Origin of the sequence: Micromonospora haikouensis (assembly GCF_000876225.1) — a bacterium.
Taxonomy (GTDB): domain Bacteria; phylum Actinomycetota; class Actinomycetes; order Mycobacteriales; family Micromonosporaceae; genus Micromonospora; species Micromonospora haikouensis.
Map to the genome: position 1 here is coordinate 2,991,086 of NZ_JXSX01000001.1, position 15,912 is coordinate 3,006,997.

General features: G+C 76.5%; 15 protein-coding genes and 1 pseudogene. 9 read left to right on the plus strand and 7 right to left on the minus strand.

Translation table 11 applies throughout. The annotated features are described in order from the left end of the window. Positions 1-33: 33 nt before the first annotated feature. Entirely contained in the window at positions 34-471 is a 438-nt protein-coding gene (locus TK50_RS12395; protein ID WP_338390897.1) for an SRPBCC family protein, read from the minus strand. A 203-nt stretch (positions 472-674) separates the two neighbouring features. On the opposite strand from TK50_RS12395, the pseudogene TK50_RS12400 reads away from it, so the two are divergent. The 8 genes and pseudogenes from TK50_RS12400 to TK50_RS12435 all read left to right on the plus strand — a co-directional run. Beyond that, positions 675-2,306, plus strand: a pseudogene (locus TK50_RS12400) (HAD-IIIA family hydrolase); the annotation flags it as partial. A 110-nt stretch (positions 2,307-2,416) separates the two neighbouring features. Continuing rightward, the gene (locus TK50_RS12405; RefSeq protein ID WP_043962882.1) at positions 2,417-3,391 is read left to right on the plus strand and encodes a glycosyltransferase; all 975 of its coding nucleotides are present in this window, start codon (positions 2,417-2,419) and stop codon (positions 3,389-3,391) included. After that, positions 3,376-4,593: a glycosyltransferase gene (locus tag TK50_RS12410; RefSeq protein WP_043964369.1), complete on the plus strand. Its 1,218-nt coding sequence runs from the start codon at positions 3,376-3,378 to the stop codon at positions 4,591-4,593. The genes TK50_RS12405 and TK50_RS12410 overlap by 16 nt, the downstream gene beginning before the upstream one ends. After that, complete coding sequence (locus tag TK50_RS12415; RefSeq protein ID WP_043962883.1) at positions 4,593-5,321, plus strand: D-sedoheptulose-7-phosphate isomerase; 729 nt, start codon at positions 4,593-4,595, stop codon at positions 5,319-5,321. The genes TK50_RS12410 and TK50_RS12415 overlap by 1 nt, the downstream gene beginning before the upstream one ends. Before the next feature lie 12 nt (positions 5,322-5,333). Next, positions 5,334-6,818, plus strand: coding sequence for a PfkB family carbohydrate kinase (locus TK50_RS12420; protein WP_043962884.1), 1,485 nt, complete (start codon positions 5,334-5,336; stop codon positions 6,816-6,818). Continuing rightward, on the plus strand, positions 6,815-7,516 hold the full coding sequence (locus TK50_RS12425) for an SDR family oxidoreductase (protein WP_043962885.1): 702 nt from the start codon (positions 6,815-6,817) through the stop codon (positions 7,514-7,516). Before TK50_RS12420 ends, TK50_RS12425 begins: the two co-directional genes overlap by 4 nt. After that, entirely contained in the window at positions 7,513-8,487 is a 975-nt protein-coding gene (locus TK50_RS12430) for a glycosyltransferase family 9 protein (protein ID WP_043962886.1), read from the plus strand. The genes TK50_RS12425 and TK50_RS12430 overlap by 4 nt, the downstream gene beginning before the upstream one ends. After that, on the plus strand, positions 8,471-9,454 hold the full coding sequence (locus TK50_RS12435; protein WP_043962887.1) for a DNA topoisomerase IB: 984 nt from the start codon (positions 8,471-8,473) through the stop codon (positions 9,452-9,454). The genes TK50_RS12430 and TK50_RS12435 overlap by 17 nt, the downstream gene beginning before the upstream one ends. Positions 9,455-9,684: 230 nt before the next feature. On the opposite strand, the gene TK50_RS12440 is transcribed toward TK50_RS12435, so the two are convergent. Both TK50_RS12440 and TK50_RS12445 read right to left on the minus strand, forming a co-directional pair. Next, a complete protein-coding gene (locus tag TK50_RS12440) occupies positions 9,685-10,680 on the minus strand; it encodes a helix-turn-helix domain-containing protein (RefSeq protein ID WP_052503706.1) in 996 nt (331 codons plus the stop codon). Between the two features lie 165 nt (positions 10,681-10,845). Continuing rightward, entirely contained in the window at positions 10,846-11,289 is a 444-nt protein-coding gene (locus tag TK50_RS12445; RefSeq protein ID WP_043962889.1) for a winged helix-turn-helix transcriptional regulator, read from the minus strand. Between the two features lie 138 nt (positions 11,290-11,427). Here TK50_RS12445 and TK50_RS12450 point away from each other — a divergent pair, with 138 nt between their 5' ends. Next, a complete protein-coding gene (locus TK50_RS12450) occupies positions 11,428-12,294 on the plus strand; it encodes an aldo/keto reductase family oxidoreductase (protein WP_063838565.1) in 867 nt (288 codons plus the stop codon). Positions 12,295-12,388: 94 nt separating this feature from the next. Here TK50_RS12450 and TK50_RS12455 read toward each other — a convergent pair whose 3' ends face one another. The 4 genes from TK50_RS12455 to TK50_RS35420 all read right to left on the minus strand — a co-directional run bounded on the left by TK50_RS12455 (position 12,389) and on the right by TK50_RS35420 (position 15,877). After that, positions 12,389-12,892, minus strand: a complete 504-nt coding sequence (locus TK50_RS12455; RefSeq protein WP_043962890.1) for a hypothetical protein — start codon at positions 12,890-12,892, stop codon at positions 12,389-12,391. 84 nt (positions 12,893-12,976) lie between these two features. Then, the gene (locus TK50_RS12460) at positions 12,977-14,608 is read right to left on the minus strand and encodes a RecQ family ATP-dependent DNA helicase (protein WP_043962891.1); all 1,632 of its coding nucleotides are present in this window, start codon (positions 14,606-14,608) and stop codon (positions 12,977-12,979) included. A 46-nt stretch (positions 14,609-14,654) separates the two neighbouring features. Continuing rightward, a complete protein-coding gene (locus TK50_RS12465; protein WP_043962892.1) occupies positions 14,655-15,605 on the minus strand; it encodes a TIGR03557 family F420-dependent LLM class oxidoreductase in 951 nt (316 codons plus the stop codon). A 146-nt stretch (positions 15,606-15,751) separates the two neighbouring features. After that, a complete protein-coding gene (locus TK50_RS35420; RefSeq protein WP_255699930.1) occupies positions 15,752-15,877 on the minus strand; it encodes a hypothetical protein in 126 nt (41 codons plus the stop codon). Positions 15,878-15,912 lie beyond the last annotated feature (35 nt).

Here is a 15,912-nt window from a genome sequence, read left to right on the forward strand (position 1 = left end):
CGCGCCGGGGCCGGGTCGCCGCGGGCCGACTCGTCAGCGGTCCGCCTTCTGCCGGGTCGCGATGTCGGACAGCCGGCGCAGCGTCTCCTTGTTGCGCTGGTGCAGCACCAGGTCGTTGAGCTTGGTGCGGACCCAGCGCAGCGGGCCGGCGGCGAACTCCTCGCCGATGCGCACCCGCGTCACGCCGTCGCCGACGGGTTCCAGGGTGAAGACCACGGTCGCCTCGCCCGCCGGCCACAGCCCCGCCTTCAGCACCAGCCGGTGCGGCGGCTCGCAGGCCAGCACGGTCGAGGCGTCCTGGAGGGAGAACGGCCACGGCCCGGCCTTGTGGTGCAGCCGCGTGCCGACGCGGGGCCAGGCGTCGTCCACGTCGCGCACGTGCACCGTGCCCACCACCCAGTCGCTGTACGTCCAGCCGTCGGCGAGCACGTCGAACACCTGCTGCGGGGGTGCCTGGATCACTTTCTCCACAATCGCCACTGCGCCCCCATACCCCGCTCCCGGCGGCCCCTAACGAGCCGGGTGGGTTAGCTTCTCGGCGGCGGCGGGTATCGCGGCACCGGACGGTGGCGGGGCGGCGGGCGTCGCCGCACCCGGCGGCGGCGGGCACCGCGCCGCCGACGACGTTTACTCCCCGGGGCGCAGGGAACCCGCCGCCCGTGCGACGGGACCAGATGGAGCCGGATCAGCGCAGGTCAGCCCGGGTCGACCCGGGTCCTGGCCGGGGCGGGTCCGGCGGTGTCCTGTTCGACGCGGTGCTGCTGGACCGCGACGGCACGCTGGTGGAGGACGTGCCGTACAACGGCGACCCCGACAAGGTGCGCCCGCTGCCGGGCGCGCGGGAGGCCCTGGACCGGCTGCGCGCCGCGGGCCTGCGGCTGGCCGTGGTGACCAACCAGTCCGGGCTGGCCCGGGGCTGCTTCACCGAGGGGCAGCTGGACCGGGTGCACGCCCGCATCGAGGAGCTGCTGGGACCCTTCGACTCCTGGCACGTCTGCCCGCACGACGCCGACGCCGGGTGCGACTGCCGCAAGCCCGCCCCGGGCCTCGTCCACGCGGCGGCGGCGCGGCTGGGCACGACGCCGCAGCGCTGCGTGGTGGTGGGGGACATCGGGCGGGACATGGCCGCCGCGCTGGCCGCCGGGGCGCACGGGGTGCTGGTGCCGACGCCGGTCACCCGGCCCGAGGAGGTGGCGGCCGCCCCGTGCGTACGCCCCACCCTGCCGGCGGCGGTCGACGAGATCCTGCGCCGGCAGGCCGCCGTGGCCCCCGGCGCGCCCCGCGCGGCGGGCACCGTGCTGGTGGTGCGCAGCGACTCGGCCGGCGACGTGCTGGTCACCGGGCCGGGCATCCGGGCGGTGGCCGCCCACGCGCGGCGGGTGGTGCTGCTGTGCGGGCCGCGCGGCCGGGCGGCGGCGGAGCTGCTGCCCGGGATCGACGAGATCGTCGAGTGGCCCCTGGAGTGGATCGACCCGGACCCGGGCCCCGTGGACCCGGACCGGACCCGCCGGCTGGTGCGGCGCCTCGCGGCCGTGGGCGCCGACGAGGCGGTGATCTTCACGAGCTTCCACCAGTCGCCGCTGCCGCTGGCGCTGCTGCTGCGCCTGGCCGGCGTGCCCCGGATCGCCGCGATCAGCGACGACTACCCGGGCAGCCTCCTCGACGTGCGCCACCGGGTGCCGGCGGGGGTACCCGAGCCGGAGCGGGCGCTGTCGCTGGCCGCCGCCGCCGGCCACGCCCTGCCCGGCGACGACCAGCCCCGGCTGCGCCTGCGCCGCGACGCGGTGCCCGCCCCGCCGCCGCGACTCGACCGGCCCGGGTACGTCGTGCTGCACCCCGGCTCGACGGCCACCGCCCGGGCCTGCCCGCCCGAACTGGCCGCCCGGATCGTCCGCGCGCTCGCCGGGGCGGGCCACCGGGTGGTGGTCACCGGGGGACCCGGCGAACGCGAACTCACCGCCCGGGTGGCCGCCGCCGGCGGCGTCGACCTCGGCGGGCGCACCGGCCTGGCCGAGCTCGCCGGCATCATCGCCGGCGCGTCCGCGCTCGTCGTCGGCAACACCGGCCCCGCCCACCTGGCCGCCGCGCTCGACGTGCCCGTGGTCAGCCTGTTCGCCCCGACCGTCCCGTACGGGCAGTGGGGGCCGTACCGGGTGCCCACCGTGCGCCTCGGCGACGCCGGGGCCGCCTGCCGCGACACCCGCGCCGCCACCTGCCCCGTCCCCGGGCACCCCTGCCTGGCCGGGATCGACCCCGGCGCGGTCCTCGACGCGTTGCGCCTGCTCGGCGTGCGCGCCGGCACGCCCGCCGGCCCGGCCGGCGACCACGGCGCGTCCGACGGACCGGGCGGATCGCGCCGTGCGGCGGCCGGCCCGGCGGACCGGGTGGCCGTGCCGGCCGGCGGCGGGAGCGGCCGATGAACATCCTGGTCTGGCACGTGCACGGCTCCTGGACCACGTCCTTCGTGCGCGGCAGGCACCGCTACCTGGTGCCCGTCACCCCCGACCGGGGCCCCTACGGCCTCGGCCGGGCCCGCACCTACCCGTGGCCCGACAGCGCCGTCGAGGTCACCCCCCGGGAGCTGCGCCGGGCCGACGTCGACCTGGTCGTCCTGCAGCGTCCCGAGGAGTTCGACCTGGCCTGCGACTGGCTGGGCCGGCGGGTCGGCCGGGACGTGCCGGCGATCTACGTCGAGCACAACACCCCCAAGGGCGACGTGCCCAACACCCGCCACCCGATGGCCGACCGCGACGACCTGCTGCTCACCCACGTCACCGGGTTCAACGAACTGTTCTGGGACAACGGGGCCACCCGCACCGCCGTCGTCGAGCACGGCGTCGTCGCCCCGGCCGTCGAGTGGACCGGCGAACTCGACCGGCTCGCCGTCGTCATCAACGAGCCGGTACGCCGCTGGCGGGTCACCGGCACCGACCTGCTGCCCCGCTTCGCCGAGCTGGCGCCCCTCGACGTCTTCGGCATGGGGGTGACCGGGCTGGCCGACCGGCTCGGGCTGCCCGCCGACCGGGTCGCCAGCCACGACGACGTGCCGCAGGAGCGGATGCACGCCGAGCTGGGCCGGCGGCGGGCGTACCTGCACCTGTGCCGGTGGACCTCCCTCGGGCTCAGCCTGATCGAGGCCATGACCATCGGCATGCCGGTCGTCGCGCTCGCCACCACCGAGGCGGTGGTGGCCGTCCCGCCCGAGGCCGGCGCGCTCTCCACCCGCGTCGACGACCTGCTGGGGGCCGCCCGCCGGTTCCTCGACGACCCCGAGGCCGCCGGCCGGGCGGGCGCGGCGGCGCGCAAGGCCGCCCGGGACCGCTACGGGCTGGAGCGTTTCCTCGCCGACTGGGACCGGCTGCTGGAGGAGGAAGTATGCGCATCGCGATGATCTCGGAGCACGCCAGCCCGCTCGCCGTCCTCGGCGGCGAGGACGCCGGCGGCCAGAACACGCATGTCGCGGAGCTCTCCGCCGCGCTCGCCGCCGCCGGTCACGACGTGCGGGTCTACACCCGCCGCGACGCGGTGGACCTGCCGGTGACGGTCCGCGCCCCCGACGGGTACGACGTGGTGCACGTGCCGGCCGGCCCGGCGGAGCCGATGGCCAAGGACGCGCTGCTGCCGCACATGCCGGCGTTCGGCCGCTGGCTGGCCCAGCGGTGGCGGGGCGGGGACGGGACGCCGGAGGTGATCCACGCCCACTTCTGGATGAGCGGACTGGCCGCGCTGGCCGCCGGCCGGCGCACCGGCGTGCCGGTGGTGCAGACGTACCACGCCCTCGGCACCGTGAAGCGGCGGCACCAGGGCGCCCAGGACACCAGCCCGCCCGGGCGGATCCGCGACGAGCGGGAACTCGGCCGGGCCGTCGACCGGGTCGTGGCCCAGTGCCAGGACGAGGTGAACGAGCTGGTCCGCCTCGGGGTGCCCCGCGACCGGATCAGCGTGGTCCCGTCCGGGGTCAACCTGGCCACGTTCGCCCCGCTCGGCCCGGCCGTCGAGCGGGACCCGGGCCGGGCCCGCGTCCTCACCGTCGGCCGGCTGGTGGAACGCAAGGGCTTCCAGGACGTGATCCGGGCGATGCCCCTGGTGCCGGACGCCGAGTGCGTGGTGGTGGGCGGCCCGCCCGAAGGGCTGCTGGAGACCGACCCGCACGCCCGGCGGCTGCGGGCCCTGGCCCGCGAGTGCGGCGTCGCCGACCGGGTGCGCCTGGTCGGGGCCGTGCCCCGGGAGGAGATGGGCCGCTGGTACCGCTCCGCCGACGTGCTGGTCGCCGCCCCCTGGTACGAGCCGTTCGGGCTGACCCCGCTGGAGGCCATGGCCTGCGGCGTGCCCGTGGTCGGCACGGCCGTCGGCGGGCTGACCGACACCGTCCTCGACGGGGTCACCGGTGACCTGGTGCCGGCCCGGGACCCGCGCGCGCTGGGCGCCGCGATCCGGGGCCTGCTGGACGACCGGATCCGCCGGTTCGCGTACGCCGGGGCGGCCCGCGACCGGGCCCGGCGCAGCTACTCCTGGGCGGCCACCGCCCAGCGGCTGGCGGAGGTGTACGGCGCGGTGGCCGCCGTGCGCCGGCCGACCCGGGTGGTCGCCTGATGGCCGCCGCCCGCCCGGCCGGTCCCGCCGCCTCCGTGCTCGACGCGCACCTGGCCGCCCTGGCCGCCGCGCTGCTGCCCTACCGGCGCTCGGAGGAGCTGCTGGCCCGCTGGGGCGGGGAGCTGGCGCACCGCCTGGCCGCCGGTGGCCGGCTGCTGGTGGCCGGCAACGGCGGCAGCGCCGCCGAGGCCCAGCACCTCACCGCCGAACTCGTCGGCAAGCTCCGCGACGACCGCGAGCCGCTGTCGGCCATCGCCCTGCACGCCGAGACCAGCGCGCTCACCGCCATCGGCAACGACTACGGCTACGACGAGGTCTTCGCCCGGCAGGTCCGCGCCCACGGCCGGCCCGACGACATCCTGCTGCTCATGTCGACCAGCGGGGCCAGCGTCAACCTCGTCGCCGCCGCCCACGCCGGCCGCGACGCCGGGCTGCGCTGCTGGGCGTTCACCGGCCCCACCCCCAACCCCCTCGCCGACGCCTGCCACGAGACCCTGGCCATCGCCTCCCCCGACAGCCAGGTCGTCCAGGAGCTGCACCTGGTCTCCACCCACGTGCTCTGCGAGTACGTCGACCGGGTGCTCCCCGCCGCGCTGGCGGCGGCGGGCCGCGCCGTGCCACCGGCCGCCGGCGCGGCACCGGCTACCGGCGCGCCGGGCGGTCCGGTGCGCGCCGGGGTCGAGGTGGTGCTCGACGACGGTACGGGCCGGCAGACCGAGGCGGGATGAGGAGGCGAGCTGATGACGGGACCCGTGGTGGTGGTCGGTGACATCCTGCTCGACCGGGACGTCGAGGGGGTGGTGAACCGGCTGTGCCCGGACTCGCCGGTACCGGTCCTCGACGAGTCCACGGCCGTCGACCGGCCCGGCGGGGCCGGCCTCGCGGCGGTCTTCGCGGCGGCGCAGGGCGCCGAGGTCGCGCTGGTGACCGCCCTCGCCGACGACGCGGGCGGGGCGCGGCTGGCCGAGCTGCTCGCCGCCGCCGGGGTGCAGGTGTACGCGCTGCCGCTGCGCGGCGCCACCTGCGAGAAGATCCGGCTGCACGCCCGGGGCCGGGTGCTGCTGCGCCACGACCGGGGCGGGGCGGCCGGGGAGCCCGGGGAGCCGAGCGAGGCCGTGCTGCGGCTGCTGGCCACCGCGTCCGCCGTGCTGGTCAGCGACTACGGCCGGGGGGTGGCCCGCCAGCCGGCCCTGCGGGCGGCGCTCGCGGGCACCCGGGCCCCCGTGGTGTGGGACCCGCACCCGCGCGGCCCGGCCGCCGTGCCGGGCGTGCACCTGGCCACCCCGAACGAGTCCGAGGTGCGCGAGCTGGTGAAGGCCGCGCCGGGCGCGTCCCGGCTGGCCACCGCGTCGCGGGGCGCGCAGGAACTGCGCCGGCGCTGGCGGGCCGGCGCGGTCACCGTGACCCTGGGCGGCGACGGGGCGCTGCTCTGCCACGCCGGCTCCACGCCGCTGGTGGTGCCCGCGCCGGCCAGCGCCGAGGGGGACACCTGCGGCGCGGGCGACCGGTTCGCCGCGACCGCCGCCATCGCCCTGTCCCGGGGCGCGCTGGTCTCCGAGGCGGTGCAGGCGGCCGTCACCGAGGCGTCGGGGTACGTCGCCGCGGGGGGAGTGGCCGCCGCCCTGCCGGCACCGGTCCGGGTCGCCGCCGCGCCGCCGTCGCGCCCCGGCGGGCCCCGGATCGGGGTCGCCGCCGCCGCCGAGGTCGTCGCCGGGGTACGCGCGGCCGGCGGGACCGTGGTGGCCACCGGCGGCTGCTTCGACCTGCTGCACGCCGGGCACGTGGCCACCCTGGAGGCGGCCCGGCAGCTCGGCGACTGCCTCGTCGTCTGCGTCAACTCCGACGCGAGCGTGGCCGGGCTGAAGGGCCCGGACCGGCCGGTGGTGCCGCAGGGCGACCGCAGCCGGCTCCTGGCGGCGCTGGGCTGCGTCGACGCGGTGCTGGTCTTCGACGAGCCCACCCCGGAGGCGGCGCTGACCTGGCTGCGCCCGGACGTGTGGGTCAAGGGCGGCGACTACGCCGGCGGCGGCGAGCCGGCGCTGCCCGAGGCGGAGGTGCTGCGCCGCTGGGGCGGGCACACGGTGGTCGTGCCGTACCTCGACGGGCGCTCGACCACCGACATGATCGCCGCCGCCCGCGCCACCGGCGGAGCGAGCGGGCCTCGGGCGCCGGGCCGGCGGGTGGGCGTCGACGTGGACGGCACGACGATCAAGGGGGCACGATGAGCGCGAGCGCACCGGGAGCCGGGCCGACCGTACTGGTCACGGGCGGGTCCAGCGGGTTGGGGGCGGCCGTGGTGGCCGCCGTGGCGAAGGCCGGCGGCCGGCCGGTGGTGCTGGACCGGCAGGCGCCGGCCGACGGGGTGCCCTGGGTCGAGTGCGACCTCGCCGACACCCGCGCCGCCGAGGCCGCCACCCGGCACCTCGCCGAACGCTCCGGCGGCCTCGACGCCGTCGTCACCGCCGCCGGCATCGACGTGCCCGGCCGGCTCGCCGACGTCCCCGGCGACACCTGGGACCGCATCGTCACCGTCGACCTGCTCGCCACCGCCGCCGTCGTCCGGGCCGCCCTGCCCTGGCTGGAGGCGGCCCGGGGCAACGTGGTCACCGTCGCCTCCACCCTCGGCGTCAAGGCCGTCAGCGACGCCACCGCGTACTGCGCCGCGAAGTTCGGCGTCGTCGGCTTCACCCGCGCCCTCGCCGCCGAACTCGCCGGCTCGGTCGGCGTCACCCTGCTCGTCCCCGGCGGCATGCGCACCGCGTTCTTCGACGAACGCGACGCCCAGTACCGGCCCGGCCCCGACGCCAGCCTCAACGACCCCGCCGACACCGCCGCCGCCGTCATGTTCGCCCTCTCCCAGCCGCCCGGCAGCGCCGTGCGCGAACTGGTCGTCTGCGCCGAGCGGGAGTCGTCGTACCCGTGATCCTCGCCCTGCGCGCCCTCGGCGTCGGCGACCTCGCCACCGCCGTGCCCGCGCTGCGCGCGCTGCGCGCCGCCCACCCCGACCGGGAACTCGCCCTGGCCGCCCCTGCCTGGCTGGCCCCCCTCGTCAACCTTGTCGGCGGCGTCGACCGGCTCGTGCCGGCGACCGGGCTGGCCCCCCTCGACCGGCCCGACCCGCCCCCGGACCTGGCCGTCAACCTGCACGGACGCGGCCCGCAGTCGCACCGGTTGCTCGCCGCCACCCGGCCGCGGCGGTTGCTCGCCTTCGCCAACCCCGACGCCGGGCACGCCGACGGCCCCGACTGGCGACCCGGCGAACACGAGGTCGACCGCTGGTGCCGCCTGCTGCACTGGTACGGCATCCCCGCCGACCGCGCCGACCTCGCCCTGCGCCGCCCGCCCGCCGGCCCGACCCCGGCCGGGGTGAGCGTCGTGCATCCGGGCAGCAAGATCCCGGCGAAGCGCTGGCCCGCCGGGCGCTTCGCGGCGGTGGCCCGCGCGTTGGCCGGGCGCGGCCACCGGGTCGTGGTCACCGGGTCGGCCGACGAGCGGGCGCTGGCCGGGCGGGTGGCCCGTCGGGCGGGGCTCGCGCCGGACGCGGTGCTCGCCGGCCGCACGGACCTCGGCGGGCTGGCCGCCCTGGTGGCGCACGCCCGCCTCGTGGTCAGCGGCGACACCGGCGTCGCCCACCTCGCCACCGGCTACGGCACCCCGTCGGTGGTCCTCTTCGGCCCGGTCCCGCCGACCGAGTGGGGGCCGCCGCCGGAGCGGCCGTGGCACCGGGCGCTGTGGGCGGGGGAGCAGGGGCCCGGCGGGCCGGAGGGGGATTGGTCCGCATCTGCCGGGGTAGGTACCGATCCGGTGTTGGCGGCGATCGGCGTCGGCGAGGTGCTGGCCGCCGTGGCGGAGGCGGAACAGGCGGTGCGAGTTGCCGGTGCGGTTACGGCGTAGCGACCCGGGCAGGCCCGGCTACGGTCGCCGGCGGCGCGGCCGGGGCTGGCTCTTCCTCGACCCGGCCGGCGACCCGGTCCGCGACCCCGACGAGCTGGCCCGGCTACGGGACCTGGTGATCCCGCCCGCCTGGCGGGACGTGTGGATCTCGCCGTACCCCAACGGCCACATCCAGGCCACCGGCGTCGACGCGGCCGGGCGCAAGCAGTACCTCTACCACCCCCGCTGGCGGCAGCAGCGCGACGAGGCGAAGTTCGACCACGTGCTGGAGGTCGCCCAGCGCCTCCCCGTGCTGCGCGAGCGGGTGGGCCACGACCTGACCGGCCGGGGGCTGAACCGGGACCGGGTGCTGGCCACGGTCACCCGGCTGCTCGACATGGGCATGTTCCGCGTCGGCAGCGACCAGTACGCCGTCGGCGACGACGCCACCTTCGGCGTGGCCACGCTGCGCCCCGAGCACGCGCGCAGCCGGGGCGGCTGCGTGGTCTTCGCGTTCCCCGCCAAGGGTGGCGTCGAACAGGTGCGCCGCATCGAGGACCCGCAGCTGTGCCGGGTGCTGAGCAACCTGCGTCGCCGCCGGCGTGCCGCCGACCGACTGTTCGGCTACTGGGACGGCCGGGGCTGGCGGGACGTGCGCAGCGACGAGGTCAACGAGTACCTGCGCGATGCCAGCGGCGGCGAGATGACCGCGAAGGACTTCCGCACCTGGCACGCCACCGTCCTGGCGGCCACCGAACTGGCCGGGCACGCGCCGGCCCGCTCCGTGACGGCCCGCCGCCGGGCGGTGGCGGCGGTGATGCGGCAGGTCGCGGAACTGCTGGGCAACACGGCGACCGTCGCCCGCACCTCGTACGTGGACCCCCGGGTGGTGGACCTGTTCCACGACGGCGTGGTCGCCCCGGTGGGGCCGGAGACGCCCCGCGCGGAGGCGGAGCTGCGGGTGCTGGAGCTGCTGGCGGACGCCTGAGGGCCCCGCCGCCGGTCTCGGCGGCACCGGGCGGCCGCCCGCGACCGTCGTGTCGCGGGCGCCTCGCCACGGCCCCCGTTACGTGCGGGCCGCCACGGGGTTGCCCCGAGCCCGGCCCGTAACCAGTATCTGGGAGGGACCGGCCGGGGAGTTGACCTTGGGTGTCAGGTGGTTGACGATCCGTGCCGTCGCGGGGAGTGGCCCTGCGGTTCCGATCGCCGCGCCCGGCGTCAGCCGGGCCCCGGCCGGGTGCTCTCCCGCCAGGCCCGGGGGCTGAGGCCGTACGCGGCGCGGAAGGCGCGGCTGAAGTGCGCCTTGTCGCGGAAGCCCCAGCGGGCGGCGATGGCCTGGACGGGCCGGTCCCGCAGCAGCGGGTCGGCCAGGTCCCGCCGGCAGCGTTCCAGCCGGCGGCGGCGGATGGCCCCGCCGACGGACTCCTCCTCGTCGGCGAAGAGGCGGTGCAGGGTGCGCAGGGCGACGTGGTGGGCGTCGGCGACGGCCCGGGGCGACAGGTCGGGGTCGCCGAGGTGGCGCTCGATGAAGTCGTGGACCTGGGTGAGCAGCGCCTGCTGGCGCATCTCGGCCGGGAGCCGGGACTCGGCGTCGAGGTGCCGGGCGAGCAGCATGGTGATCAGGGTGAGGGTGACGTCGGCGAGGTGGGGCGCGTCGGCGGCCCGGAACTGCTCCGGGTGCCGGGTGATCTGGAGCAGGTGCTGGGCCAGCAGCGCCCCGGGGCCCTCCGTGCCCGACATCCGCGCGGCGGTCAGCCCGCCCACCTTGTCGGGGTGCAGCGGCAGGCGGGCGCGGGGCACCAGCGCGGTGACGGCGCTGGCCTGGGCCCGCTCGGCGTCGTGGCCGGAGTGCACGATCCGGTGGGGGCGCGCCCAGTCGACCAGGGTGAGGTCGCCGATCGGGATCGCGTTCGTGGCCCGGCCGGAGTCGATGGCGCTGCTGCCGGCGAGGGTGAGGGCGACCTGGAAGACCTCCGGGTCGGCCTGCCGGATCAGGCGCGGGGTGCGCAGGCCGATCAGGGACTGGTAGTGGAACCGGCACAGCTCGACCTCGCCCAGCGTCAGGATGTCGACGTCGGCCCGGAAGTCCGCCGTGTGCTCGCTGTCCATGGCCATCGGGGCCGAGGCGCGGGAGGCGAGCTCCGTGAAGAAGGGCCAGCGCTCCGCCGCCGGCAGCGCGGTCGTGTCCAGTCTCTCGGTGCGCAGCCCACCCATCACCGGCCTCCCCGTCGTCGCCTTCCTCCATTGTCGACGCTAGCGCCGGTGAGCGGTGCCGCCGGGTGGCGCGGCACCGCCGGGGACCGGTCGGGGCGGTCAGCCGGGTGATCGACCGCCGGTACGCAGGCCTGAGCTGCGCGGGCTTTCCGCACGTGAGCGGCCTCAGGCGGGACGGGTGTCGTACGTCGCGCGGTTGGCCAGCACGTCGTCCATGTGCGCCTCGGCCCACCCCTTCACGCCGCGCATCGTCTGGTGCAGGGAGTGGCCGAGCGCGGTCAGCTCGTAGGTGACCGTGACGGGCACGGTCGGCGTCACGGCCCGGGTGACCAGGCCGTCGCGTTCGAGGGACCGCAGCGTCTGGGTCAGCATCTTCTGGCTGACGCCGGCCAGCAGGCGCGACAGCTCCGAATAGCGCAGCGGCCGGGGGTCGCCGCCGCAGTCGGCGCCGAACCGGTGCGAGCCGTCGCTGCCCAGCGCGGCCAGCACCAGGGTGACCCACTTGTCCGCGATGCGGTCGAGCAGCTGGCGACTCGGACACTGCGCCACGAACGCGTCATACTCGGCCTTCGCCCGCGCCCTCTTCTGCTCCGCCGTCGTCGTCGCCATCGGGCCGCCCCTTCCACCGCTGGTGCGTTACGCACTTCCAGGTGCCTACTTCCGGACAGGAAGCTACCCGATCAGAGTGGAGCCGGCATCCGCGGTGCCCGGCACCGACACCCAGCACACGAAAGCAGAGGTGCAGCATTGACGTCCCCTTCCCTTCCCGGTGGCACCTGGACGCTGGGGGACCTGACCGTCACCCGGTTCGGCTACGGCGCCATGCAACTCGCCGGGCCCTGGGTCATGGGTCCGCCGGCCGACCACCACGGCGCGCTCGCCGTCCTCCGGGAGGCCGTCGCCCTCGGCATCACCCACATCGACACCTCCGACGCGTACGGGCCGCACGTCACCAACCGGCTGATCCGCGAGGCGCTGCACCCGTACCCCGACTCGCTGCACATCGTGACCAAGGTCGGCGCGAACCGCGACCAGCGGGGCGGCTGGCCGCCGGCCCGGGACCCGGAGAGCCTGCGCCGGTCCGTGCACGAGAACCTCGACAACCTCGGGCTCGACGTGCTCGACCTGGTCAACCTGCGGCTCGGCGACGCCGAGGGGCCCCGGCCCGGCCCGGTCGCCGAGGCGTTCGAGACGCTCGTCGAGCTCCAACAGCAGGGCCTGATCCGGCACCTCGGGCTGAGCAACGCGACGCCGGAGCAGGTCGCCGAAGCCCAGGCGATCGCGCCGATCGTGTGCGTGCAGAACATGTACAACCTCGCGCACCGCCAGGACGACGCCCTGATCGACGCGCTCGCCGAGCAGGGCGTCGCCTACGTGCCGTTCTTCCCGCTCGGGGGCTTCACCCCGCTGCAGTCCTCGGCGCTCGCGGCCGTGGCCGCCCGGCTGGGGGCGGCACCCATGTCGGTGGCCCTGGCCTGGCTGCTGCGGCGGTCACCGAACATCCTGCTGATCCCCGGCACCTCGTCCGTCGCGCACCTGCGGGAGAACGTCGCGGGCGCCGGCCTCGCCCTCTCCGCCGACGACCTGGCCGAGCTGGACAAGGTCGGCGGCTAGGCCCCGGAAGGACGCTCGATCGTCTGCTGTTGCCGGAGACCTCCACCGGCGTGTCGGCTCAAGAAACAGCAGACGATCGAGCACCCGTGGCAGCTCAGTCGTTGAGGACCTGGGAGAGCCGGTCGCGGAAGCGCCGCTCGGAGTCGCTCACCACGTCGCCGCCGAGGCCCAGGATCCCGCCGCTGGACGCCGCGCTCACCACGTGCTCGGCGATCTCCACGAGCCAGTGCTTGTAGGCGCCGGCCTCGCCCTCGTCGACCTTCTCGGCCAGCAGCCGGGCCGCCGAGGCCGCCCGGTTCAGCACGTCCTCGATCACCGCACGCGGGTCGGCCGGCGCGATCACCGGCAGCTCCTCGCCGGCCTCCGGGTCGCCCACCCGGGACACGATCTCGCCCGCCACGGCGGCCACGAGCGGGCTGCCCGACTCGCGGCCCGTGGCGATGCTCTCCAGCCCGGCCGCGTTCTCGGCCATGGTGCGGCGGGCGCTGTCGTGCTCGGCGGCGCTCGCCGCGGTCAGCACCGACTGCGGCAGGCCGACCAGCAGCCCCCACTCCTCGTCGGAGAAACCGAACCCGGTGTACGCCGGCTGCTCGATCACGACCGCGCTCCTCTCGTCGTTCCATCTCTGTGCCGTGGGCACGGTGGTCCGTCCCGGTGCCGTGGCCTGTCGGCCCGGCTCAGGCTAGTCGAGGGTCAACAGGCCCTGTTCGGACACCACGCGCACCGACAGCGTCTTGTACCCGACCTCCTCGAAGAGCACCGTCATCCGGTCCTCCTCGTAGCTGAGCACCATGCCGGGTCCCCACTCGGGGTGGCGCACCTGGCTGTGCACCGGGAACGGCCCGCTCGCGCCGTCGTCGGCGACGCTGGTGCCGGCGAGGCAGTTGTCGCAGTGCCCGCAGACCTTCGTCATCTGCTCACCGAAGTACGCCAGCAGCGCCTGCCCCCGGCAGCCGGTCGTCTCGGCGAAGGCCCGCATCATGTCCGTCCGCGACCGGGTGACGGTCTGCTGGCGTTCCGCCTCGGCCCGCGCCGCGTCGCCGGCCTCGACCGGCGTCGGCGAGTACCGGGGCGCGCCGATGCGCTGCCGCGACCGGGGCTCGGCGGCACCGACCTGCTCCAGCAGGGCGAGATACTGGCCCAGCTTGCGCGGCCCCAGGCCCGTCGCCTCCCGCAGCTCCTTCTTGGTGGCCGGCTTGCGCCGCAGCAGGGCCGCCAGGTCGCGCAGCTCGGTGGCGTCCGGCAGGCCGCCGCTGAAGAAGCGTTGCAGGCCGACGTCCTCGGCCTGCCACAGCAGCAGCACCCGGGCCGGCTCCCCGTCGCGCCCGGCCCGGCCGATCTCCTGGAAGTAGCTGTCCGGCGAGTCCGGCAGCGCCATGTGCACCACCCAGGCGATGTTCGGCTTGTCGATGCCCATGCCGAACGCCGAGGTGGCCACCATGATGGGCACCCGGTCGGCGAGGAACGCCTCGTGCAGCTCGCCGCGTGCCCCGGCGGGCATCCCGCCATGGTAGAACTCGGCCGGGAAGCCGGCGTCGGTGAGCCGGGCGGCCAGCTCCTCGGCCGCCCGCCGGGTCGGCACGTAGATGATCCCGGGGCGCCTGTCCTCGCGCAGCAGGGCGAGCAGCCGCCGCCACCGGTAGTCCTCGGTGGGGCAGTGCGCGACCTCCAGGAACAGGTTCGGCCGGTCCAGCCCGGACACGACCACCTCGGCGTCGCGCAGCCGCAGCCGGGCGACGATGTCGTCGCGTACCGGCGGGGAGGCCGTGGCGGTCAGGGCGACCACCGGGGGCCGGCCGATGCCCTCGATGAGGTGCCCCAGCGCCAGGTAGTCGGGGCGGAAGTCGTGCCCCCAGGCCGAGATGCAGTGCGCCTCGTCGATCGCCACGAGCGCCGGCTTGAGCGACCTGACCTCGGCCATCCGGTCGGGGTTGGCCAACTGCTCCGGCGTGATGAACAGGAACTCGGCCCGGCCCGCGCGGACCTCCTCGATCGCCTCCGCCTGCTGGGCGGGCGTCTCGTCCGAGCTGATCCGCACCGCCCGCAGCTCGGGGCGGCGGCGCTCGTTGAGGGCCGCGATCTGGTCCTGCTGGAGGGCGAGCAGTGGGGAGATCACCACGGTCGGGCCGGGGATCAGGCTGGCCGGGATCTGGTAGATCGCCGACTTGCCGGCGCCGGTGGGCAGCACCACCAGGGCGTCGCGTCGCTTCATCACCGCGCGCATGGCGGCGAGCTGGTTGGGCCGCAGCGCTTTCCAGCCGAAGAGGCTCCGCGCCGCGCGGCGCAACGTCATGGAGTGCGTGGACAGCTTCATCGAGGGCCGGAGGTACCCGACCCGATCACCCCCGAAACCCGGCGGCTCAGCGCAGCCGGGGGAGCACGGAGGTGCGGTAGAGCTCGAACAGCCCCTCGTGGTGCGGGCCGGTGTTGGCCACGTAGACCTCGTCGAAGCCGGCCTGCGCGTACCGGTCGATCATCTCCAGGTGCGCGTCGGCGCTGTCGCCGCACACGAACGACTCCTTCATCATCTCCGGCCGCACGAGCTGCCCGGCCTGCTCGAAGTGCCGGGGCGAGGGCAGCACCTGGGACAGTTCGCCCGGCACGCCGGCGTTGGGCCACCGCTCGTACGCGATCGCCGCGCCGGCGTCCTCGCTGTCGGCGTACGCCGCCTTGAAGCCGGCCTGGCACGGCTTGTCGCCGCCGCCGCCGGCGCGGAACCGGCGGACCAGGTCGGCGTCGGGCGACGTGCTGACGTACCCGTCGCCGATGCGGGCGGCCAGGTCGACGGCCTTCGGGCCGAAACCGGAGACGTAGACCGGCGGGGGAGCGTCGGGCAGGGTGTAGAGGCGGGCGTGCTCGACGGTGTAGTGCCGGCCGTGGTGGTTGACGAACCCGCCCCGCCACAGCTCGCGCATCACCTCGACGGCCTCCTCCAGCATCTCCAGCCGTACGTCGGCCTGCGGCCAGGCGTCGCCGAAGATGTGCTCGTTGAGGGCCTCGCCGGAGCCCACCCCGAGGACGAACCGCCCCTGGTGCAGCACGGCGCTGGTCGCTGCGGCCTGGGCGAGCACCGCCGGGTGGATGCGCACCGTCGGGCAGGTCACGGCCGTGGTGACGGGCAGCGAGCAGACCTGGCTGAGCGCCCCGATCATCGACCAGACGAACGGGCTCTGGCCCTGGGCGTCCGTCCACGGATGGTAGTGGTCGGAGATCCACAGCGCCTCGAAGCCGGCCCGCTCGGCACCCCGGGCCTGCCCCAGCAGTTGCGCCGGGGTCAGCTCCTCGCTGGACAGGAAGTAGCCGATCCGCATCGTTCCCCCTCGCCGTGCCCGGTGCGCGGCGCACCGGCGGCACGACACCGCCGTACCCCACGGGTCGCGGGGTGAACCCGGCGCGGCGGGGCGGCGGCCGTGGCGGCGGGCCGGTGCCGCCCGGCGGCCGGGCGGCGGCCGTGGGGTCAGCGCCGGCCGAACATGGCCCGGATCGCGGCGAGCAGCAGGAGGCCGCCGACGATCAGGCCGAGCAGGCGGACGCCGGGCACGTCGGCCGCGCTGCTGGCGTCGGCGAGCGGCGGGACAGGCATGTGGGAACTCTCCCACGAAGGGCCGGACCGCGCCA

Bases quoted from the DNA above. Each gene is read 5' to 3' on its own strand.
- TK50_RS12405 (WP_043962882.1), top strand. From the start codon at position 2,417: ATGAACATCCTGGTCTGGCACGTGCACGGCTCCTGGACCACGTCCTTC.
- TK50_RS12410 (WP_043964369.1), top strand. From the start codon at position 3,376: ATGCGCATCGCGATGATCTCGGAGCACGCCAGCCCGCTCGCCGTCCTC.
- TK50_RS12415 (WP_043962883.1), top strand. From the start codon at position 4,593: ATGGCCGCCGCCCGCCCGGCCGGTCCCGCCGCCTCCGTGCTCGACGCG.
- TK50_RS12420 (WP_043962884.1), top strand. From the start codon at position 5,334: ATGACGGGACCCGTGGTGGTGGTCGGTGACATCCTGCTCGACCGGGAC.
- TK50_RS12425 (WP_043962885.1), top strand. From the start codon at position 6,815: ATGAGCGCGAGCGCACCGGGAGCCGGGCCGACCGTACTGGTCACGGGC.
- TK50_RS12440 (WP_052503706.1), bottom strand. From the start codon at position 10,680: ATGGGTGGGCTGCGCACCGAGAGACTGGACACGACCGCGCTGCCGGCG.
- TK50_RS12445 (WP_043962889.1), bottom strand. From the start codon at position 11,289: ATGGCGACGACGACGGCGGAGCAGAAGAGGGCGCGGGCGAAGGCCGAG.
- TK50_RS12460 (WP_043962891.1), bottom strand. From the start codon at position 14,608: ATGAAGCTGTCCACGCACTCCATGACGTTGCGCCGCGCGGCGCGGAGC.
- TK50_RS12465 (WP_043962892.1), bottom strand. From the start codon at position 15,605: ATGCGGATCGGCTACTTCCTGTCCAGCGAGGAGCTGACCCCGGCGCAA.
- TK50_RS35420 (WP_255699930.1), bottom strand. From the start codon at position 15,877: ATGCCTGTCCCGCCGCTCGCCGACGCCAGCAGCGCGGCCGACGTGCCC.